This window comes from Kutzneria kofuensis, assembly GCF_014203355.1.
GTDB lineage: Bacteria > Actinomycetota > Actinomycetes > Mycobacteriales > Pseudonocardiaceae > Kutzneria > Kutzneria kofuensis.
The window spans coordinates 8,571,166-8,591,868 of the sequence record NZ_JACHIR010000001.1 but is presented as its reverse complement, the minus strand read 5'-3'; the positions used below and the strand labels follow the sequence as shown (position 1 = coordinate 8,591,868).

Genomic DNA, 20,703 nt, shown 5'->3' with positions numbered 1-20,703 from the left:
ACGCTCGGTCTGGGTTATACCGCGCGGGTCCAGCGGCCCCGTCCTGCGCAGACCGACTGGTGCGGGTGCCGTTCCCAAATAGTGATCGATCACTTTGATGCTGGCACCGGGGACTGGACGGAGGCCGTGAGGCCCGTAAGTGATCGGTTACGCCAGTGCCGCCGTAGGCAAGGCTGAAACTTTCACCGAGATTCGCACCGCCGAGCCGACCGGCTCCTGGCGAGCACGGTGACGACGACGTTCGGTGTGGTGCAACCGAATCCGCAGGCCCACCGACCCACCGATGTCGTGCGACACCACGGGAGGCCGGCGTTCGCGGTCGCGGCGGTGCAACGTCGGCCCTTGAAACGATCTCCTTGGAGCGATTCCATCATCGTCGTTGGTAAGCGCTTTCCACACCCGCCTGGTCGCTTATCGAAGGAGCGCGCCCGTGATCGACAAGCCAGACAACGAGCCCGCGCAACTAGGGCGGCGCAGCGTCCTGCTCGGCGCGGCGGCCGGCGCGGCCCTGCTCGGCACGAGCGCTCTGCCCCGGACACTGGCCGCCACCGCGGCGGGCGCGACCGTCGCGACCACTTTCGTCAAGGCCGTCGACGTGAGCTGGGCGCCCCAGATGGAAGCCCACGGCTACAGCTGGAAGAACGCCAATGGCCAGCCGCAGGACCTGCTGACCATCCTCAAGGGATACGGCATCAGCGCCGTCCGGCTGCGCACGTTCGTCAATCCATCCGGCGACCCGGCCAACGGCCACTGCGGCATCACCGAGGTCGCCGCGTTCGCCAAGCGGGTCAAGGCCGCAGGGATGTCCATCATGCTGGACTACATGTTCGGCGACACCTGGAACTCCGTCGGCGTGCAGAACCCGCCCGGAGCCTGGAAGAACATGAACTACAGCCAGATGCTCACGGCCATGAACAACTACGTGAGCCAGACCATGAACGTCATGAAGAGCAACGACGTGCTGCCCACCTGGGTGCAGATCGGCAACGAGATCAACAGCGGCATCTGCCACCCCGTCGGCAGCGTCTCCAACCCGGGCCAGATGGCCGGCCTGCTCAACGCCGCCTACAACCAGGTCAAGCAGGTGTCGCCGAGCACGACCGTGTGCATCCACCTGGCCCAGCCGCAGAAGTACCCCTCGATGCAGACGTTCTTCAATGCCTACAGCGGCCACGGCGGCAAGTGGGACATGTCGGTGTTCTCCTCCTACGGCAGCGCCAACCTCGCGACCAGCATTGTGGGCAACATGAAGAAGATCTCCGACGCCTACCACAAGCCGTTCATGCAGACCGAGTTCGGCGGCCCCGTCAGCAAGGCATCGTCCACCGAGGCCAAGCTGGTCGCCTACATCAAGGCGCTCAAGAACAACGGCGGTCAGGGCATCTTCTACTGGGAGCCCGAATGCATGTCGCCGTTCACCGGGTACGGCGACGGGGCGTGGAACTCCTCCACCCGGGAGCCGACGGCGATCATGAACGGGTTCCTGCAGGCGTGAGCGGGACGCCGATCGTCGGGGAGGTCCACCGAGGACGGTGACACCGCTCGGCCACGCCCTCTCACCGGTTGAGGAACGGCAGTGGCGCGCCCGGTGCCGCGACAGGGATCACGCAGCGAAGCCCTGCCGGGCCCCGACCCTGATCGCCGCGCCGCGCGACATCGCACCGAACGAAGGACTCCCGGCCATGCCGACTTACCTGACTCGCACCGCGCTCCCGCGGGCCGGCACCCTGACCGCCGCACTCGGAACAGTGATCCCGGCAACCGCGCCCGCAAAACCGTTGGCTGGCCATATCGACACGACCGCCGGGGTTGGCGCGTCCGGCCACTCGATGGGCGGCATGACACCCACGGACCGTTGACCGCCCCCACGCTGCAGGCGCCGCTCTGCTCCATCCGCTCCCACCGAAAGAAGGGCCATCCATGCTTTCTCGTCCCGGACGCAACCACAGCCGACGCCCGATCCCGCGACCGCGCATACTGCTCACGGTCCTGGCCACCGCGGCGCTCGCCGCCACCGCAATGGCTACCGGCCCGCTCTCTGCCCCCGCCCACGCCGTCGTCAATACCAGCCAGTTCAAGGGCGTGAACTGGGCCGATCCACGAGACAACTTCGTCAACGGCCCGGTCGTGCCGTCGGGCCTGTCCACATCGGACAGCTATGCCACCACCTACGCCAAGGCCTCGGCGATAGTCAGTGGGTTCAAGGCCAATCTGGGCGCCAACACCGTCCGTTTCGGCATGAACGACAAGACCACCTCGTCGGCCTGGTGGAACAGCTACATCGGCGCCCTCGACGCGACCCTCGACCAGGGCATGAACGTCATGATCGCGCCATGGGCCTACCCCGGCTCCTGCAGCTGCGTCAAGGACACCACGGCCTTCTACAAGATGTGGGACATGGTGATCAACCGCTACCTCAGCAAGCCCGGCGTGTACTTCGAGATCTACAACGAACCGGGCGGATTCAGCAGCAGCGCCTGGGTCAACTTCGCCGCGAGCTTCGTGGCCCACTATCCCAAAGTGCCGCGCGGACGCATCGTGGTGGCCGGCACCGGAACCGACACCAACCTCGGCCCGGTCGGGGCCGACTCACGCCTGAGCGGCACCCTGCTGTCCCTGCACCTGTACAGCGTCTTCGGCATCTCACACAAAACTGAAGCCGCCTGGGTCACCGAACTGAACAGTCACCTGCACGGATACGGCTCCCGCACGATCGTCACCGAGTTCGGCGTCCCGATGAGCACGGGCGTGAACTACAACGGCTCGCGCGACGGTGACAACAACAGGTCCTACTACTACGCCATGACCGACACCATGCGCAGCGAAGGTGTCGGCTCCATCTACTGGCCCGGCCTGCGCACCGGCGATTCCTGGTCCATGGAGCAGCTCCACGGCACCGGCACCAATCTGTCTTTGACCACGGTCAACGCCACCGGCCGCGACCGACTCGAGTACGCCTGGGGCTACAGCTCCAACCCCGGCGGCAAGCGGTAGCGGTGGGACGTCGGGTGAGGTGCGCGCGGTGAGCGCCGGCAAGTGTCTGGACGTGCCGAAGGGCACCCAGACCAACGGCACTCAGCTGGACATCTACGACTGCGACGGCGGCACCAACCGGCAGTGAATCCGCTCAGTCCACTGAGGACCAGCCATCTTTCGGGGCGGTCGCGTCATGTCGAAACCCACGCGACGCGGCTGCCCCTGCTGACATCGAAAGGAGACCGCTATGTCACGACGAGGCGGTGCGGTCGGCGCCGTGCTGGCGCTGTCGTTCGCTCTGGTTCTCACGCCCCCGGCCCAGGCGGCGACGGTGACGATCGCCAACGGGGTTCAGTTCACCGACACGGCCGGCCATGCCGTTCAGGCCCACGGCGGCGGCATGGTCAAGGTGGGCGCGTACTACTACTGGTTCGGTGAGAACCGCAACCCGGACAACACCTTCAAGGCGGTCTCGGTCTACCGGTCGGCCGACCTCAAGGCCTGGGAGTACCGGGGCGACGCGCTCACCCAGTCCTCGGCCGCAGAGCTGCGGACCTCGGACATCGAGCGGCCGAAGGTGATCTACAACAGCACGACGCACCAGTTCGTGATGTGGATGCACAAGGAGAACGGCAAGGACTACAACGAGGCCCGCGCCGCCGTCGCCGTGTCGTCCACAGTGGACGGAAAGTACGACCACCAGGGCAGCTTCCGGCCGCTGGGCAACATGTCCCGCGACCTCACGCTGTTTCGTGACGACGACGGCACCGCATACATGATTTCCGCGGCCCGGAACAACGCCGACCTCGACGTCTATCGGCTCTCCAGCGACTATCGCAGCGTCAGCGCGTTGGTGCACACGCTGTGGCCGGGCTCGTCCCGGGAGGCGCCGGCCATGTTCAAGCGCGACGGCACGTACTTCCTGCTCACCTCGGGAGCGACGTACTGGAACCCGAACCAGCAGAAATACGCGACGGCGAGCAGCGTCGCCGGCCCGTGGAGCGGCCTGGCCAATGTCGGCAACTCCACGGCGTTCCAGTCACAGACCGCGTACGTGCTGCCGGTGCAGGGCACGCAGACCACCTCCTACCTCTACCTCGGCGACCGGTGGGCACCGGCGACGGGCGGCCCGGTCAACAGCTCGAAGTACGTGTGGCTGCCGCTCACTTTCCCCAGCCACACCACCATGTCCATGAGCTGGCACCAGCAGGTGAGCATCGACACCGACACGGGCGTGGTCACGGGAAAGTGATTCCGAGCGCCGCCACGGGACGGCAGGGCCGCACTCGCGTCAGCGATAAGGTCGCCTGCTCCGATACGGCCCGCGTGACCACGGCGGTCGTATCCGGACACCTGAAGTGCGGCGAAGTCGCCGCTGCTCGGCCACGGTGGTCCCTGCGGGCCTGACATGACCACTCGACGTCTCGTCGTTGCCGCGCTCGACGTTCGATGCTGCCTCTGGTGACAGCAGTGACCGGCACGTCGCGTCGCTTGTGGTGGTGGCGGGGCTCGCGTTGGTCGAGCCGGTGGGCAGCGGCGCGACGAGGACCGGGATGTCCGTCAGACTGACCAGGCCGACAGCGGAACGCGCACGGAGAAAGGCGCGAGAGCGTCCACGACGGCGTGCGCCGACCACGATCATGAGCGCGTCTTCCGACCGTGCGATCGCGCCCAGGCGCTCGGCGATGTCACCGGTTGCTCCGCGGGGTTGCGCGCCGACGTTCGGCACCTCCTCCGCGACGATGTTCGTCGCCACGCGTAGGGCCGGGTCCCCATCTCGGGGTGACTGGTCACGCACGTGCACGGCGATCAGACGGGCGGACAGTCGCTCAGCCAGTGCCGCCGCGACACGCACGGCTGACCGAGCTCCCGGTGAACGGTCGATGCCGCAGATGATTGTGTTCACAGTTGCCGTCTCCATTTCTTGCAACACGGTCCGGTCCGGCGGAAACAGATCAGCCGGTGCGCTTCTTTTTGCGATTTTCGATGCGGTTCGCCAGGATCCGGGGATGATCAGGAACAGGAGCGGATCGGCTCCTTGAACGCGACGTCGTCGACCAGGGTTTTCTGAATTGCGCGGAACGCCGGGCGTTCGTCGCCGCTGAGCATGACATACCTCCAACGGGTTGTCCCAGTTGACGCGAACCGCGCGATCGCGAGCTGTCACCGCGTCACGCTGTCGATATCCACCATGCCTCGACGAACACCACGATGGTTGTCAACATTCGACAACGAAAGAAGTAGTGTTTGTCGCAGCCCAACAGTTGGTGGTCCCAACAGCGATGCGAGCCGCTGTCTGCGTGAAACAGCTGTAGTGGGCGCCGGCCGTCAGCACGAGTGGCGTGGGCTCGACTTGTCAGCCCTGGTCAGGGTTCGAGACAGGCGGTTGTGTGCTGGTCAGTGGATTGTCGAGGGCGGCGACCTCGATCATCATCGCGAAACGTTTCTTGCCGTCCCCTAGGTCCAACGTGGTGAGTTCGGTCATCTTGCGCAGCCGGTAGCGGATGGTGTTCTCGTGGACGCCGAGTTGTCGGCCGGCTTCGGCGGGGTCTCCTTGGGCCTGCAGCCACGCACGCAGTGTGGCGACGTACTGGGTGTCGTGTTCGGTGTCGTGGCGGCGTAGTTCGGACACCGGTCCGCGTGCTGGTGCGCGTCCCGCCCGGGCGGCGGTGCGCAGGCGCTGCAGCAGGATGTCGTCCCAGGATTCCTCGTAGGCCGGGGGGACGCTGCCGGTGTGTCGGGTTTCGTGGAGGGCCAGGCATTCGTCGGCTTCCTCGCGGGCGGCGGGAAGGTTCTCCGACGCCGCCGGGGCGCTGATGCCGGCCATGAGTGCCAAGCGGGTCGGCAGCGCGGCCCGCAGTGATGTGATCCACGTGCGTGCCGCGGAGATGTCGTCTCCGGGAAGCACGGTGTAGAGGGTATTGCCGGCGATCGCGCTGCGTCCGGGGCGTGACCACCCGAAGCCGGTGGTCGCGCGGTCGAAGGCCAGCAGTAGCGCCGCGTGCCGCTCCTGCTCGGCGAGGTGGGCGCGAGAGGCGATGACATACATCGATTTCTGGGGAAGGCCGAGCTTGCTCACCACGGTGGCGGCGTCAGCCGTTCCCTCCAGTAGTTGCATGACCAGGTCGGTCTCGACCTGGCGTTCGAGGTCAGCGCTGGCCCGGGATCGGAGAAGGTGGAGTGCGACGGTGCGGGCGCCGTCGGTCAGGGCCTGGTGCCGCTCTCGGCCCAGGGGGTGGGGATTGGTCACCCACACCGAGCCGAGCAGCTCCCGTCCGGCGCGGACGGCGACCACGACGCGTCCGGTGAGGCCGTGATCGGGGTCCTCGGGCACGAACAGCGGCTCGTCCGACGACTCCAAGTGGGCGACCACTCCCCGCGCGGCGAACAGCGCCCGCAATGGTTCCGGCGCCTGGCGGCCCAGGATCGTCTCCGCGCGTGCCCGGTCGGCGTGCTGTTGCAGGCTGGAGTAGGCGAGCACGCGGGAGAGCCGGTCCTCGATGGTCACCGCGCCGTCGACCGCGTCGGCGAGGCTGTCGGCCAGCGCGAACAGGTCGGTCGGGCCCCGGCCGGACTCGGTTTCTCGGCCCTCGAGCACCAGCCCGTACACGACCGTCGCCACCTCGCTCCACGACACGGCCGGATCGACAACGATCACCGCGACCGGCTGCTCCTCATCTGCCTGCTCCATCCCGTGGTCAGAGACCACGGACTCGTCTTCGTCGCGCACCAGCACCACGGCCGCACGGGCAGTGCTCGCCCACCGCACCGCTTCGGCGACTGAGCCGGCACCGACGGCGAGCAGCACATCGCCCACTACGGTGCGCCCGGCCGTCCGCTCGTGTAGCACCACGCTGCGCAGTTCGGTCGAGCGTGGAACCGGGCACCGCACCAACCGCAGCCCGTACCCGCCGAGCACGTTGACCAACCGATCCAACCTGACCATGCGCACTCCCACACGTGGGATCCGGTGTCCCAGGTTAGCCGCCCGCTCTGTCGGAATCCGACATCAACCGGTCCCACGTTTGTCCCGAACCAACAACAGCCGGTGCGGGTCTTGTCGCGATCCTGGGCGTTGAGTCCAGCACACAGTGTGGGAGGTGGAACATGGCCGGCATCGAGCGTCTGGAGTGCGGACCACGGTCCGCTGTCGTGGTCGGCGCCGGCACCGTCGGTCTGTCGGCCGCATGGTTCCTACAGGAACGCGGCATATCGGTGACGGTGGGCGACCAGGCGGTTTCGTCCAGGCACTGGGCCGCGCGGTCGTTGCCCGCGGCGCCACCATCCACTCCCCCGCGAACACATTCCGGCACACGGCACCGCACCAAAAGCGAGAAGCCCTCACCACCCATGACGATTGACCCGCCCACCCACAACGACACGCGGCCCGACACCAGGTCCACCTCGGAGCCCGACTTGAGAGCCGATCCGAAGTCCGGTGACGGTGAGCACGTGGTGTCGGAGGCGCCGTCGCTCAGCGAGGACGAACGATCGGAACTCACCTGGCTACGCAGGGAGAACACATTGCTGCGAGCAGAACGCGCCATCCTCATACGCATCGCCTCGGGCTACGCCAAGGACACGGTCACACCGCTCAAGCATCCGGTCCCTGACACCCCGGCGGGTGGAGCTGGGCCACGCTGAGCAGCTTCCCATGCCATATCCGGGTTCGTGCGAGTCGTGCCCTCACCCGGCTCCCATGAACCACGCCGTCAGGGCGACCGCAGCACCTGGTCGTCCTGACGGCACCTAATACATCAACGTGGAACTGACCCGGACGGAGACACGACATCATGACCAACACCGACCGCGTCTGGCTGACGCCCGAAGCACACGAGCGACTCCAAGCCGAACTCGCGTCACTGCTCACACCGTCCATGCGGGAGCACTCATCCAACCGCAGCGGCGACAGCACCACCGACGACGGGCACACGCGTGCCGCGCGCATGCGCCAGCTCCAGGAACTCCTCGCCAACGCCATCGTCGGGCAAGACCCACCCAACGACGGCATCGCCGAACCCGGCATGGTTCTCACCATCCGCTACGACGACACCGCGGACGAGGAAACCTTCCTCCTCGGAACACGCGCCGCCGAACACCCCGACATCGACGGCAACACCAACCGCATCGAGGTCTACTCACCGACTTCACCCCTCGGCAAGGCACTGACCGGAGCACAGCCCGGTGACCGACGCTCCTACCAAGTGCCCAACGGCACCACGGTGCACGTCGCCCTTCTGCACGCCGTTCCCTACAGCCAGCACCGAGCCCGACGCGTCTCAACCAACCGCACCGGATAGCACACGTCCACCCGCACCGGCCAGCACACGAAGCCGAGTCCCGACTTCCCCTGGACTGCCTACATGTCTGTAGTTGCGTTGACGCTGCTCACCGTAATGATCCTGGCCGCGATCGGTCTGCTGGCTGCCATGTACCTCAAAGACAAGCCGTGGTACGGCGCGCTGAGTCTCTTCCTATTGCTAGGTCCGGCCACGGTGCTGGCGTTCGTCTACGTTGCCCTCACCCTTAGGTGACACCCGCGGCGGACGTTGAGCCCGCTACGGGCAGCGGCACCGTCAACGAACCCCAGTCCCGACACTCCTACGCCATGGCCGTGGCGGCAAGGATGCCTCCGAGCCGAAGCCGGCCCTAATGGCTGCCCCGCCGCTCGGTGCCCGCGCGAACCGGTCATCGCCGTGCCGGCCGCGTGACGGGTGCCGACCAGCGGGCGGACGATGCCCGGGTGGGCCAGCGCGGTCGTCGGCGAGCAGTGCCGGACGACCTACGCCGACCGTCCGACCTGACGAGTCAGTGCGGACCTGGTTGGACGGAGATCGGGAACGCCGCCTGAGGCAGTGCGGGCATACCCGCTGAGCCGCCGGGTAGCCGTCGTCAGTACGAGTTGTGTGAGACTTCGAGGTCCTTGTTGCGATGATCTGTAATCGGTGCGGAGACCGTGCCGCTCGTTCCGGAGCGGCCGATACCGACCGACCCCGGGCAGCCGGAGCCGCCGCTGCCAGGTCCTGGTCCAACTGTCCCGCCGGAGCCCATCCGCGGCCGGGCCGGCCGGTGCCGCCCTGCCCCCGGTGACCAGCGCGCCCCGTAGCGCCCGCAGTCCACGATCGTGGAGGTGATTCCCATGTCCGACGGTCGCAGTCCGCACCGCCCGCGTGTGCTGGTGGTCGGCACTGGCTTCGCCGGCTACCACTGTCTGCGCATGCTGGAACGCCGGTTGCCGCGTGGCCAGGTCGAGGTGGTCGCGGTGAACCCCACCGACTACATGCTGTACGTGCCGTTGCTGCCGGAGGTGGCTGGCGGCACGCTGGACCCTCGCCGCGTGGCCGTGGCGTTGCGTCCGAGGCTGCCTCAGACCTGGTTGGTGTTGGGGCACGTGGTTGACCTGGACGTGGTCGGTCGCCGCTGCACGGCAGTGGACGTCGAGGGCCGCTGCCACGGGCTGGACTTCGACTGGTTGGTGGTGGCCTCCGGCAGCGTGACCCGACTGTTGTCCATTCCGGGTGTCGGCGAGCACGCCCGCGGATTCAAGTCGGTCGCCGAGGCTGTGTTCCTTCGCGACCACGTGCTGCGGCAGCTGGAGTTCGCCGAGCTGGCCGACGACCCGCACGAGCGCGCCGCCCGCGTCACCTTCGTCGTGGTCGGTGCCGGCTACACCGGCACCGAGCTCGTCGCGCACGCTAGCCTGCTGACCCGTGATGCGGTGCGCAACCGACGTCAGCTGAGTGAGCACGATATCCGCTGGGTGCTCGTCGACATTGCTCCGCGGGTGCTCCCGGGACTCGACGAGCGGCTGTCCGAGCCGACGCTGCGGGTGCTGCTGGCCCGCGGCATCGACGTCCGGCTGCGCAGCAGCGTCGCCGAGGTCACCGAGCAGTGCGTCCGGCTCACCGACGGCGCCGAGATCCCGACCCGCACGGTGGTCTGGTGCGTGGGCGTGCGCCCCGACCCACTCGTGCAGGCTCTCGGCCTGCCTACCGAGCAAGGACGTTTGATCGTCGACGACTACCTGCGCGTTCCGGGATCGCCGCACGTGTATGCCGCCGGTGATGTCGCTGCCGTGGCCGATCGGCGCCACCCGGGACGGCTCACCCCGATGACCGCCCAGCACGCCCAGCGCCAGGGCCGCACCGTCGCGATCAACCTGGCGGCCTGCCTGGGTCATGGGCGGCCCCGTCGCTATAGGCACCGTGACCTGGGATTCGTGGTCGATCTGGGCGCTGGTGACGCGGTCGCCGACCCGTTGCACATCCCGTTGGAGGGATGCCTGGCCACCGCCGTGGCGCGTGGCTATCACCTGCTCGCTCTGCCCGGCAACCGCCTGCGGGTGGCTACGGACTGGCTCATCGATCTGGTCACCGACCGTCAGCTCGTGCAGTTCGGGATGGTGCCCGAACAGGGCATTCGGCTGACCGAGTGCGACCGCCTGCCGGCAGCGGGCCCCGTCAGCTGAGCCACCACGACGCACCGGCCACAGGGCAGCTGGTTGATCACCGCGGACACCCCACCCGACAAGTCTTCGGCTTCCGCCGGTCAGGCGCCGATGACGGTCTGGCTGAGCTCCTTGCCCGCTACACGATCGCGCTCCGGAGGTCTGGCCATGGTCCGATCGAACGACGAGGTCGGCGCCCTCTTGCAGGAGTACGCCGACCTGTTGTCCCTCACCGGCGGCGAACCGTTCAATGCACGGATGCGCGAGAAGGCGGTTGTGTATCGCGTCGGCGCACTCCCACTTCGATCAGCCCCGGCGCGAGGTGGCCCGCCGACTGGTGCGCGCGTGCGGGAACCCGTACGTGTCGATCGTCGGGCATCGTACGGCACGGCAGTTCGGCCACCTCCCATCCGCGGACGCCGACCTCGACGAGGCCTCCGCCACGTACGAGCTGCGCCGGTGCCGGTCCTTTGTGCCCGCCAAACCTGAGTCACTCAGCGATCATGGGACGCCTCGCTGCGGCGCCGCCGCGCCGCCTTGCCGGTTCCCGGCGGGTATCCGTGCTGCACCAAACGGACTTCGATCAACTCGTCCGCGCTGGTCACCGTGAAGTACAAGCTCGTAAGCAGGGCCAGCGCCAATGCCGGCAGCACCAACGACGCCGGCGCCGGAGTCAGCAGTGTCAGCACCGCAAAACCGGCTACCAGCAACGGCACCGCCTCCACGACCACCCGCAACACGTACCGCAGCAGCCAGGTGCGGCACGTTGCGTCGTGTAGTACCCACTCGCGATAGCGCTCCGGCAGCCGGCCACCGTAAACGTAACGCAGCCACTGCAGCGGGTTCGGCCTGTGCATCGCCACATTCACCAGGTGTCCACATCGTGCTGGTCGGGTCTGATTCGTCCATGTTCCGTATCAGTCATGCCGTCGACACGGCTACGGGCCGGAAGACCTCGTCGCGGCGTTGCCAGCCAGTGTGCTCGAAGATGAGGTCAACTCGAGCCGCTCGGCGCTGGCTCCGTCGCAGCTCACCCGATGCCGCGGTCCCGTGTACCCACGTGACTCATGGGTACACGCGACCAGGACACGCAAGCGGTGGTGCTCATGAGTGATCCGGACGCGGCGCCCTGGGGCGCCTCGTGCTCGGCTCGGTCAGCCACACCGTGGCGCAACGCGCTCCCTGTCCAGCGGCCATAGTCCGCGCGGAGAACACCGCACAGGCCAGGGGAAGGAGAAGGGATGCCCGGCAGCAACGTCACCCAGAAGTTGATCTCCTCGCATCTGGTGGACGGTCAGATGCGCCCAGGCGAGGAGATCGCGCTCCACGTCGACCAAACCCTGACCCAGGACGCGACGGGAACGCTGGTGATGCAGGAACTGCTGGCGCTGGGCCTGGATCGCGCTCGCACCGAGCTCAGCGTCCAGTACGTCGATCACAACCTGCTACAGGCCGACGAGCGCAACGCCGAGGACCACCTGTTTCTGTACTCCGCCTGCCGCCGGTTCGGCTTGTGGTACTCCAAGCCGGGCAACGGGGTCTCCCACCCGACGCACATGCAGCGGTTCGGCATCCCCGGCAGGACCCTGGTCGGCTCGGATTCCCACACCTGCGCCGCGGGCAGCCTGGGCATGCTGGCGATCGGCGTCGGCGGGCTGGATGTGGCCATGGCCATGGCCGGGCAGCCGCTGCGCCTACGGATGCCCGAGATCTGGGGTGTCCAGCTGACCGGACGGCTGCGGCCGTGGACCTCGGCCAAGGACGTGATCCTGGAGATGCTGCGCCGCCACGGCGTCTCCGGTGGCCGCGACCGGATCATCGAGTACCACGGGCCGGGGCTGGCCACGCTGACCGCGATGGATCGGCACGTCATCGCCAACATGGGTGCTGAACTGGGCGCCACCGCCACGGTGTTCCCTGCTGACGACGCGGTGTACCGGTTCCTGACCGCCGAGGGGCGTGCCGACGATTTCGTCGAACTGCCCGCCGATCGGGACGCCGAATACGACCTGCACGACCATGTCGACCTGTCGGCACTGGAGCCGTTGATCGCCAAGCCGTCCTCGCCCGGCAACGTGGTACCCGTCCGCGAAGTCGCCGGCACCCCGGTCGGCCAAGTCGTGGTCGGTTCGTCCGCCAACCCCGGCCTGCGGGACTTCGCCGTCGTCGCTGCTGTGGTCGCCGGGCGCCAGACCGACCCGGCGGTCAGCTTCGACGTCAACCCGACCTCGCGGCAGACCCTCGCCGATCTCACCGCGATCGGCGCCACCCTCGACCTGATCAAGGCGGGAGCCCGGATCCACCAGGCCGGCTGCCTCGGGTGCATCGGGATGGGCCAAGCGCCCGCCGTGGGCAGCAACTCGTTGCGCACATTCCCCCGGAACTTCCCCGGCCGTTCCGGCACCGCCGAGGACCTCGTGTGGCTGTGCTCCCCGGAGACCGCCGCGGCCGCCGCGCTGACCGGACATATCACCGACCCTCGAGACCTGGCCGCCGACCTCGGACTGGACTACCCGACGCCGCGCCTGCCCGAACGGTCGTCGATCTGCGACGACATGTTCGTCCCGCCGCTGCCGGCGGAGGACGCCGCGCGGGTCGATCTCGTCCGCGGTCCGAACATCTCCGAACTACCCGACCTGGACCCGCTGCCGGACCAAATCCACGCGCCGGTCCTGCTCAAGGTCGGCGACGACGTCTCGACCGACGAGATCTCCCCCGCCGGCGCCCGTGCGCTGCCGTTCCGGTCGAACATCCCCAAACTCGCCGAGTTCACCTTCACTCCCATCGACGCCGGCTACCCGGGGCGGGCCGGCGCGACGCACGTCGTGGTGGGCGGCGAGAACTACGGGCAGGGCTCGTCCCGGGAGCACGCCGCCATCGCCCCGCGTCTGCTCGGTCTGCGCGTGGTCGTCGCCAAGTCCTTCGCCCGGATCCACTGGCAGAATCTGGCCAACTTCGGCGTGCTCCCGCTGGTGTTCGTCGACGGCGCCGACTTCGATCGCATTGATCAGGGCGACGTCCTGGCGTTCGAGGGACTCCACCACACGCTGACCACTTCGACCGAGTTGACGGTGCGCAACCACACCACAGGTCGCCAGTACCGGCTGCGCCACTGGTTGTCCCCGCGGCAGGTACGAGCCGTGTTGGCGGGCGGTCAGATCCCGCTGCTGGCCACCGCCGGAGCAAGCTAGTCCCAGGGCCTCGGTCCTCGTGACGGCGTGGCCGCCCTCACCGCGGTGACGATCCACGATTCACTGAGACGTCACGCATTCCCCGTCGGCGAGGCCTCTTCCTGACACGACCCGCATGCTCGGGTTCTCCAGCCAGGCCCCGGCAATCCAGGCCGGAGAACCGCGGACAGCCGGCCCGCGGGGATACGTTCGCGCAGCGATACCGAACCGGCTGTCCCACACGAGCACACCACCGGCCGGCCACAACCTTCTCCATGCCTGTCAGAGCTGTGCACTCGAACACCCCGGCGCTAGGCCAAAACCGCAGAACCCTCGCAACTGGACAACAGTGTCAACAACTCGCCGCCCCTGAACCTGACGCCAGCCACGGCGGTCCGGAATCCATTGAGGGGCGGTGGCAATGCTGCTGCCCACAGCCTGACCCTCATCACGCCGATCGGGGTCACCGACGGGTACAGCGACCCCGTTCTCCGCCTCGGCTGCAGCCCGGTGCCGCACACACCGCCAGATTGCCGGCGCAGCTTGGTGAGGATGTGCCGCGCGTGCTTCTCGACGGCTCCCTCGGTAACCCACAGCTGACGAGCGACGTCCAATCCAGCGAATGGCTCCGCATGCGACCGGCATCATCTGGAACAACGTGGTGACCGGCGCAGTGATCGCAGTTCTTGGTCTGGCCACCTCCATGCTGGTGGCGTCTTCCACGAGGAACGGCACCCACCACTGAGCTGTTGTTTCCCGGTGTGGGGTGTGGATCCCGCACCGGGATCGCATTCATCCCCCGCCGGGGGTGATGTGGGGGTAGTGCAGGTCGAACGCCGGCCGCTCGGAGCGGATCCGGGGCAGCGAGTGGAAGTTGTGCCGCGGCGGCGGGCAGGACGTCGCCCACTCCAGGGAGTTGCCGAAGCCCCACGGGTCGTCCACGTGCACGATCTCGCCGTAGCGGTAGCTGCGCAAGACGTTCCACAGGAACGGGAGTATGGACAGGCCCAGGATGTACGCGCCGACGGTGGAGATCGAGTTCAGCACCGTGAAGCCGTCGGAGCCGAGGTAGTCGGCGTAGCGGCGGGGCATGCCCTCGGCGCCGAGCCAGTGCTGGACCAGGAACGTGGTGTGGAAGCCGATGAACGTGAGCCAGAAGTGCAGCTTGCCCAGCCGCTCGTCCATCATCCGGCCGGTGATCTTGGGGAACCAGAAGTAGGTGCCGGCGAAGGTGGAGAACACGATCGTGCCGAACAGCACGTAGTGCAGGTGGGCGATCACGAAGTAGGTGTCGGTGACGTGGAAGTCCAGCGGCGGCGAGGCCAGGATGACCCCGGCCAGCCCGCCGAACAGGAACGTCAGCAGGAAGCCGATGGCGAACAGCATCGGCGTCTCGAAGGTCAGCTGCCCCTTCCACATGGTGCCGATCCAGTTGAAGAACTTGATGCCGGTCGGCACCGCGATCAGGAAGCTGGTGAACGAGAAGAACGGCAGCAGCACGGCGCCGGTGGCGAACATGTGATGGGCCCACACGGTCATGGACAGCCCGGCGATGGCGATGGTGGCGTAGATCAGGCCCTTGTAGCCGAAGCAGGGTTTTCGGCTGAACACGGGGAAGATCTCCGTGACGATGCCGAAGTAGGGCAGGGCCACGATGTAGACCTCGGGGTGGCCGAAGAACCAGAACAGGTGCTGCCACAGGATCGCCCCGCCGTTGTGCGGGTCGAACACGTGCGCGCCCAGCGTGCGGTCGGCCAGCAGTCCGAACAGGGCGGCGGTCAGGATCGGGAACGCGGCCAGCACGAGGAACGAGGTGAACAGGATGTTCCAGGTGAAGATGGGCATCCGGAACATGGTCATGCCCGGGGCCCGCAGGCACACGACGGTGGTGATCATGTTGACAGCGCCGAGAATCGTGCTCAGGCCGGACACGATCAGGCCGGCGGCCCAGAGGTTGCCGCCGACGCCGGGCGTGTGGGCCAGTTCGTTCAGTGGGGCGTAGGCGAACCAGCCGAAGTCGGCGGCCCCGCCGGGGGTGACGAAGCCGGAGACGACGATCAGCCCGCCGAACAGGTAGAGCCAGTACGACAACGCGTTCAGCCGCGGGAACGCCACGTCCGGGGCGCCGATCTGCAGCGGCAGCACCAGGTTGGCGAAGGCGAACACGTTCGGCGTCGCGTACAGCAGCAGCATGATCGTGCCGTGCATGGTGAACAGCTGGTTGTACTGCTCCTGCGACAGGAACTGCAGTCCGGGCTGGGCCAGCTCGGTCCGCATCAGCAGCGCCAGCACGCCGCCGACGAGGAAGAACCCGAACGTGGTGACCAGGTACATCATCCCGATCCGCTTGTGATCGGTGGTGAACAGCGTCTCCTCCAGGACGCTGCCCTTGGGGGCGCGTGTTCGCACCGGGACCGGTGTCGGCTCGGTCGGAGCCGACACCTTCTCAAGTTCGGCTGTCATTCGCGCACTGTCCCGTCACATCGGTCCTGTGACACTTCAACGTGGACAACCTTGTCCTGTGAAACTAATGCTCACACAAACTGTGCCGTCGCGCACGGCGTAGCGGGCCCCGACGCGGGTACACGCGGAATGCCCCGGACGACGGCGCCGATCGCCGTCCGGGGTCCATCCGCCGATGCCGCCGACCAGGGAGGGCGAACCATGACGCACTCGACCGAACGAACCGTTGTGGTGACCGGCGCCAGTGGTGGCATCGGCCGAGCGACCGCGCGACTGTTCGCGGAGCACGGCGCGAAGGTGGCACTGCTGGCACGAGGCGCCACCGGACTGAAGGCCGCCGCCGACGACGTCGAACGGGCCGGCGGTCGGGCCCTGCCGATCGAAGTCGATGTCGCCGACTACGACCAGGTGGTGGCCGCGGCCGACCGGGTCGAGCGGGAGTTGGGGCCCATCGACGTGTGGGTGAACGTCGCCTTCACCTCCGTGTTCGCGCCGTTCACCGAGATCGAGCCGAACGAGTTCCGCCGCGTCATCGAGGTGAACCTGCTCGGCTTCATGCACGGCACCAAGGCCGCGCTGGACCGGATGCTGCCCCGCGACCACGGAACCATCGTCCAGACGGGCTCGGCGCTGGCGTACCGGGGAATTCCCCTGCAGAGCGCCTACTGCGCGTCCAAGCACGCCATCCAGGGTATGCACGACGCCCTGCGCCCGGAACTGCTGCACGCCAAGTCGAACGTGCACGTCACCATGGCGCACATGCCCGGGGTGAACACCCCTCAGTTCGACTGGGTGCTGTCCCGGCTGCCCCGCAAGGCCCAACCCGTGCCGCCGATCTACCAGCCGGAGGTCTGCGCGCGGGCGATCCTGTACGCGGCCGACCACCCGAAGCGGCGTGAGTACTGGGTCGGCGGCAGCACCGTGCTGACCTTGCTGGGTGACAAGTTCGCACCCGGGCTGCTGGACCGCTACCTGGCCCGGACGGCGTTCGGCTCGCAGCAGACCGACCAGCAGCGGGACGCGAACCAGCCGGCCAATCTCTGGCAGCCGGCCGACGGCCGCGACGGCCACGACTTCGGCGCGCACGGCCGGTTCGACGACCAGGCGCACCCGCGCAGCCTCCAGATGTGGGCATCCCAGCACCACGGCCTGCTCGGGGCGATCGGCGGCCTGATGACCGCCGGTGCGCTGCTGGCCGCATGGCGCCGGCGGTGATCGCCGCAGCCCTGCGGGCGGCCTGGGGGACGGCTCTGCTGGCGGTTCCCGACCGCGTGCTGCGAGTGGCCGGTTGCCCGCCCACTTCATCGGCGCGATGGGTGTTGCGGGCGTTGGGCGTTCGCCAGGTCGTGCAGGCCGTCGCCTGCCGGCGTGCCCGGGACGCGGATGTCGCCCTGGCCATCGGCGCGGTGGTCGACGCGGCGCACGCGACCAGCTGCCTGGCGATCGCCTGCCTGAGCCCGGTCTGGCGCCGCGCCGCCGTGATCGACCTGGCGATCGCGGCGGCGCTGGCCGCGAACGCGGTGGCCGCGATCCGACGGCGCTAACGGAGCCGTCGCAGAACTGCGCCGGCGCCCACGGCGGCTGCGGCTACTGCAAATACGGGCACAACCGTTCGCGCCAAGCGGACTGCCGCCACCGGGCGCGGTCGCTCCGGCATCTTGCCGCGAGCCATTGCCATGACCTGCCCGCTGTGCAGCGCCGTGCGCCCGGTGCCGGCATCGGTGATCTGGGTCTTGCAGGAAAACCCATCCGCGACGACGAGAGTGTCCGAGTCCGCGTCCCGGACCGCCGGCAGGAGGCCCTGCTCGCCGCAGTCCATGGAGATGCCGTACTTGCCGTTCTCGAATCCCCATGAGCCGGCCAGCCCGCAGCACCCACCCTTCAGGTTCGTCACGTCGAGGCCCATCTTCTCCAGCAGCTTCTGGTCAGACTGCATGCCGCCGGTGGCGCGCTGATGGCAGTGCCCCCACAACATCGCGTCACCACCCAGCCGGGGCGGGTCGATGTCGAAGACGGTGAAGAACTCCCCGAAGTGGTAGGCGTTGTCGGCCAGGCGTCGGGCGTCGTCGTCATGCGGGAGCATCTTGATCAGCTCCTCCTTGAACACCGCCAGGCAACTGGGCTCCATCCCGACCACGGGTGTGCCGGCCCGGACGTGGTCGCGCAGGACGTCCAACACCCGATGCAGGTACCGCTCGGCGACGTCGAGAAACCCGTAGTCGTAGAGCGGACGGCCACAGCAGACGTGCCCCTCGGGCATGATCACCCGCCACCCGGCCGCTTCCAGCGATTCCACACAAGCGACGCCGACGTCGGTGTGCAGGTGGTTGTTGAAGGTGTCCGGGAACAGGACCACCGGCCGACCGGTCGGGTTGGCAGTGCCGCCACGCTGCTGATACCACTGCTGCAGCGTCATGGGCGCGAAGCTCGGCAGCGGGCGCCGTTGGTCTATGCCACCAAGGAACTTCGCCACATGGGCCAGGCCCGGCGTCTGCGTGACGGCATTGACGAGTTCGGGCATCAGACCGGCGAACCGGGAAACCTGGTCGATGAAGCCGAAGGCGTAGGCGTGCCGGGGTCGCCACCGGCGCCACGACCGGTAGTGGTGGTGACGGAACTCCGCCTTGTACGTGGGCATGTCCACGTTGACCGGGCAATCGTTGGTGCAGCCCTTGCAGGCCAGGCACAGATCCAGCGCGTCGGCCACCTCCCGCGACTGCCAGCCGTCGGTGATCACCTCGCCGCGCAGCATCTCGAACAGCAGCCGGGCCCGCCCGCGGGTGCTGTGCTTCTCCTCGTGGGTGACCTGGTAGCTCGGGCACATCGTCTGTTTGGCCTCCGGCACGCGGCATTTGCCGACGCCGACGCAGCGCAACGCGGCATGGGCGAAGTCTCCGCCGTCCTCCTGGTAGGCGAACTTGGTGTGCGGCCGGGCCGGGTTGTAGTCGACGCCGAGCTTGAGGTCCTCGTCCAGCCGATAGGCGTCCACGACCTTGCCCGGATTCATCTTCGCGTCCGGGTCCCAGATCAGCTTGAACTCCCGCATCGCGGCGAGAAGTTCGGGGCCGTACTGGCGTTCGAGCAGTTCGGCCCGCTGCTGGCCGTCGCCGTGCTCACCGGACAACGTCCCGCCGAGCGAGGTCACCAGGTCGGCCGCCTGCTCCATGAACGAGCGGTAGTTCGCCACGCCTTCCGCCGTGTACAGGTCGAACCCGATCCGGCAGTGGATGCAGCCCTGGGCCATGTGCCCGTACATCGCGCCGTCGAGGCCGTGGGCGTCCATCAGGGCCCGCAGCCGGGTCACGTACTCGCCGATGCGCTCGGGCGGCACGGCGGAGTCCTCCCAGCCCGGCCAGTGGTCCTTGCCGTGCGGGAACGCCGTGGATCCCAGCCCGCCCTCCCGGATAGTCCACAGGTCCTGGCTGGAGCCGCCCTCCTGCTTACTCTTGGCGATCAGCACGTGGTCCGGGTCGTAGCCCTTCTCCCCCACCAGCCAGGCGGTGAACGCCTTGGCGGTGGCGACGGACTCCTCGGCGTCGTCCGCGCCGAACTGGACCAGCAGCCAGGCATTGCCGTCGCGGTGGGGCAACTCCTCGATGTCGTCGAGGTTCATGGCCAGCTCCTGCTGGTCCTCGATGAGCTGGCGGTCCAGGGCCTCCAGCCCGATCGGCCGCCACCGGGACACGATCTCCTGGGCATGTTCGCTGGCCGCCGCCAGGTCGTCGTAGCCGACGACGACCAGGGTGCGCTGCAGCAGCGCGGGGGTGAGCTTCAGCACCGCCTGGAGCACCGTCACGCAGGTCCCCTCGGTGCCGACCAGGGCGCGGGCGACGTTGAAGCCGCGTTCGGGCAGCAGTTCGTCGAGGTTGTACCCGGAGACCCGGCGGGGCACGTTCGTCGCCGGCTGGAAGCCGAGCCGGATCTGTTCCAGATAGCGGTCCCGCAGGCCGCGCAGCCGGGCGTAGATCCTGCCTTTGGCCCCGCCGCCGGCGATGATGGCGTCGAGGTCGCGTTCCTCGTCGACGCCGACCCAGAACCGGTCGCCGGCGTACGTGACGATCTCCAGCGCCTGCACGTTGTCCGAGGTCCGCGGGCCCGGACCGTAGAGCTGGGACTGAATCGAGTGCACGCCGCAGGAGTTGTTGCCGATGTTGCCGCCGATCACGCACCGCGAGTGCGAGGACGGGTCGGGGCCGAACACCAGGTTCTCCTGCCCCGTCTTCCGGTTGACGTCTTCGTTGATCGCCCCTGGCTCGCAGGTGACCAGCCGCCGGGCGGTGTCGACGTCGCCGATGCGGGTGAGGTACTTCGAGTGGTCGATGACCACGGCGTAGTTGACGGTTTCCCCCGACAGACTGGTGCCGCCGCCACGGTTGACGATGGGGGCGCCGAAGCGGTGGCACACCTGGTGCGTGGCGACGACATCGTCGAGGGCCTTGGGCACGACGACCCCGATGGGGACCTGGCGGAAGTTGGAGGCGTCGTTGGCGTACATCGCCAGCGAACCCGCGTCGAAGCGCACCTCGCCCTCGACCACCCCGGCCAGCGCCCGTTCCAGGTCCGCCACCGGGATCTGCACCACGCCTCGGGGTGGTCCGGGAATCTCCGGTGACGTCTTCGCCGGGACCTCGCGCAGCCGTTTCATGC

Annotated in this window: 15 protein-coding genes and 2 pseudogenes; 12 read left to right on the top strand and 5 right to left on the bottom strand. The window is 68.0% G+C overall.

Annotated elements, in window-relative coordinates; genetic code table 11:
* The first annotated feature begins 430 nt into the window (after positions 1–430).
* From BJ998_RS38710 to BJ998_RS38700, 3 genes are all read left to right on the top strand, one after another.
* On the top strand, positions 431–1,495 hold the full coding sequence (locus BJ998_RS38710; RefSeq protein WP_312890522.1) for a glycosyl hydrolase 53 family protein: 1,065 nt from the start codon (positions 431–433) through the stop codon (positions 1,493–1,495).
* Between the two features lie 425 nt (positions 1,496–1,920).
* A complete protein-coding gene (locus tag BJ998_RS38705) occupies positions 1,921–2,994 on the top strand; it encodes a glycoside hydrolase family 5 protein (RefSeq protein ID WP_184868213.1) in 1,074 nt (357 codons plus the stop codon).
* Between the two features lie 229 nt (positions 2,995–3,223).
* Positions 3,224–4,228, top strand: a complete 1,005-nt coding sequence (locus BJ998_RS38700) for a family 43 glycosylhydrolase (protein WP_184868212.1) — start codon at positions 3,224–3,226, stop codon at positions 4,226–4,228.
* 39 nt (positions 4,229–4,267) lie between these two features.
* Here BJ998_RS38700 and BJ998_RS38695 read toward each other — a convergent pair whose 3' ends face one another.
* Positions 4,268–4,882, bottom strand: a complete 615-nt coding sequence (locus BJ998_RS38695; RefSeq protein WP_184868211.1) for a universal stress protein — start codon at positions 4,880–4,882, stop codon at positions 4,268–4,270.
* Positions 4,883–5,332: 450 nt separating this feature from the next.
* A complete protein-coding gene (locus BJ998_RS38690; RefSeq protein WP_184868210.1) occupies positions 5,333–6,922 on the bottom strand; it encodes a PucR family transcriptional regulator in 1,590 nt (529 codons plus the stop codon).
* A gap of 161 nt (positions 6,923–7,083) precedes the next feature.
* On the opposite strand from BJ998_RS38690, the pseudogene BJ998_RS38685 reads away from it, so the two are divergent.
* The 4 genes and pseudogenes from BJ998_RS38685 to BJ998_RS38670 form a co-directional block, all read left to right on the top strand.
* Positions 7,084–7,207, top strand: a pseudogene (locus BJ998_RS38685) (FAD-dependent oxidoreductase); the annotation flags it as partial.
* 562 nt (positions 7,208–7,769) lie between these two features.
* The gene (locus BJ998_RS38680) at positions 7,770–8,276 is read left to right on the top strand and encodes a GreA/GreB family elongation factor (RefSeq protein WP_184868209.1); all 507 of its coding nucleotides are present in this window, start codon (positions 7,770–7,772) and stop codon (positions 8,274–8,276) included.
* A 63-nt stretch (positions 8,277–8,339) separates the two neighbouring features.
* Entirely contained in the window at positions 8,340–8,510 is a 171-nt protein-coding gene (locus BJ998_RS38675; RefSeq protein WP_184868208.1) for a hypothetical protein, read from the top strand.
* Positions 8,511–9,115: 605 nt separating this feature from the next.
* Entirely contained in the window at positions 9,116–10,444 is a 1,329-nt protein-coding gene (locus tag BJ998_RS38670) for an NAD(P)/FAD-dependent oxidoreductase (protein WP_184868207.1), read from the top strand.
* A 473-nt stretch (positions 10,445–10,917) separates the two neighbouring features.
* On the opposite strand, the gene BJ998_RS38665 is transcribed toward BJ998_RS38670, so the two are convergent.
* Positions 10,918–11,280, bottom strand: coding sequence for a DUF5313 family protein (locus BJ998_RS38665; protein ID WP_184868206.1), 363 nt, complete (start codon positions 11,278–11,280; stop codon positions 10,918–10,920).
* Between the two features lie 272 nt (positions 11,281–11,552).
* Between BJ998_RS38665 and BJ998_RS48840 the strand changes: the two are divergent.
* The 3 genes and pseudogenes from BJ998_RS48840 to BJ998_RS38650 form a co-directional block, all read left to right on the top strand.
* Positions 11,553–11,615: pseudogene (locus BJ998_RS48840) on the top strand (hypothetical protein); the annotation flags it as partial.
* A 49-nt stretch (positions 11,616–11,664) separates the two neighbouring features.
* Positions 11,665–13,614: an aconitate hydratase gene (locus tag BJ998_RS38655; RefSeq protein WP_184868205.1), complete on the top strand. Its 1,950-nt coding sequence runs from the start codon at positions 11,665–11,667 to the stop codon at positions 13,612–13,614.
* 601 nt (positions 13,615–14,215) lie between these two features.
* Complete coding sequence (locus tag BJ998_RS38650) at positions 14,216–14,338, top strand: SPW repeat domain-containing protein (protein ID WP_184868204.1); 123 nt, start codon at positions 14,216–14,218, stop codon at positions 14,336–14,338.
* 47 nt (positions 14,339–14,385) lie between these two features.
* Here the strand turns inward: BJ998_RS38650 and ctaD are convergent, their stop codons facing one another.
* Entirely contained in the window at positions 14,386–16,056 is a 1,671-nt protein-coding gene (gene ctaD, locus BJ998_RS38645; protein WP_184868203.1) for an aa3-type cytochrome oxidase subunit I, read from the bottom strand.
* Positions 16,057–16,257: 201 nt separating this feature from the next.
* Between ctaD and BJ998_RS38640 the strand changes: the two genes are divergently transcribed.
* Both BJ998_RS38640 and BJ998_RS38635 read left to right on the top strand, forming a co-directional pair.
* On the top strand, positions 16,258–17,271 hold the full coding sequence (locus BJ998_RS38640) for an SDR family oxidoreductase (RefSeq protein ID WP_184868202.1): 1,014 nt from the start codon (positions 16,258–16,260) through the stop codon (positions 17,269–17,271).
* On the top strand, positions 17,256–17,600 hold the full coding sequence (locus tag BJ998_RS38635; RefSeq protein WP_184868201.1) for a hypothetical protein: 345 nt from the start codon (positions 17,256–17,258) through the stop codon (positions 17,598–17,600). The genes BJ998_RS38640 and BJ998_RS38635 overlap by 16 nt, the downstream gene beginning before the upstream one ends.
* Here BJ998_RS38635 and BJ998_RS38630 read toward each other — a convergent pair.
* Complete coding sequence (locus BJ998_RS38630; RefSeq protein WP_184868200.1) at positions 17,597–20,701, bottom strand: FAD-binding and (Fe-S)-binding domain-containing protein; 3,105 nt, start codon at positions 20,699–20,701, stop codon at positions 17,597–17,599. The genes BJ998_RS38635 and BJ998_RS38630 overlap by 4 nt on opposite strands.
* Positions 20,702–20,703 lie beyond the last annotated feature (2 nt).

Bases quoted from the DNA above. Each gene is read 5' to 3' on its own strand.
- BJ998_RS38680 (WP_184868209.1), top strand. From the start codon at position 7,770: ATGACCAACACCGACCGCGTCTGGCTGACGCCCGAAGCACACGAGCGA.
- BJ998_RS38700 (WP_184868212.1), top strand. From the start codon at position 3,224: ATGTCACGACGAGGCGGTGCGGTCGGCGCCGTGCTGGCGCTGTCGTTC.
- BJ998_RS38705 (WP_184868213.1), top strand. From the start codon at position 1,921: ATGCTTTCTCGTCCCGGACGCAACCACAGCCGACGCCCGATCCCGCGA.
- BJ998_RS38635 (WP_184868201.1), top strand. From the start codon at position 17,256: ATGGCGCCGGCGGTGATCGCCGCAGCCCTGCGGGCGGCCTGGGGGACG.
- BJ998_RS38640 (WP_184868202.1), top strand. From the start codon at position 16,258: ATGACGCACTCGACCGAACGAACCGTTGTGGTGACCGGCGCCAGTGGT.
- BJ998_RS38655 (WP_184868205.1), top strand. From the start codon at position 11,665: ATGCCCGGCAGCAACGTCACCCAGAAGTTGATCTCCTCGCATCTGGTG.
- BJ998_RS38690 (WP_184868210.1), bottom strand. From the start codon at position 6,922: ATGGTCAGGTTGGATCGGTTGGTCAACGTGCTCGGCGGGTACGGGCTG.
- BJ998_RS38665 (WP_184868206.1), bottom strand. From the start codon at position 11,280: ATGCACAGGCCGAACCCGCTGCAGTGGCTGCGTTACGTTTACGGTGGC.
- BJ998_RS38630 (WP_184868200.1), bottom strand. From the start codon at position 20,701: ATGAAACGGCTGCGCGAGGTCCCGGCGAAGACGTCACCGGAGATTCCC.
- BJ998_RS38670 (WP_184868207.1), top strand. From the start codon at position 9,116: ATGTCCGACGGTCGCAGTCCGCACCGCCCGCGTGTGCTGGTGGTCGGC.
- BJ998_RS38650 (WP_184868204.1), top strand. From the start codon at position 14,216: ATGGCTCCGCATGCGACCGGCATCATCTGGAACAACGTGGTGACCGGC.
- BJ998_RS38675 (WP_184868208.1), top strand. From the start codon at position 8,340: ATGTCTGTAGTTGCGTTGACGCTGCTCACCGTAATGATCCTGGCCGCG.
- ctaD (WP_184868203.1), bottom strand. From the start codon at position 16,056: ATGACAGCCGAACTTGAGAAGGTGTCGGCTCCGACCGAGCCGACACCG.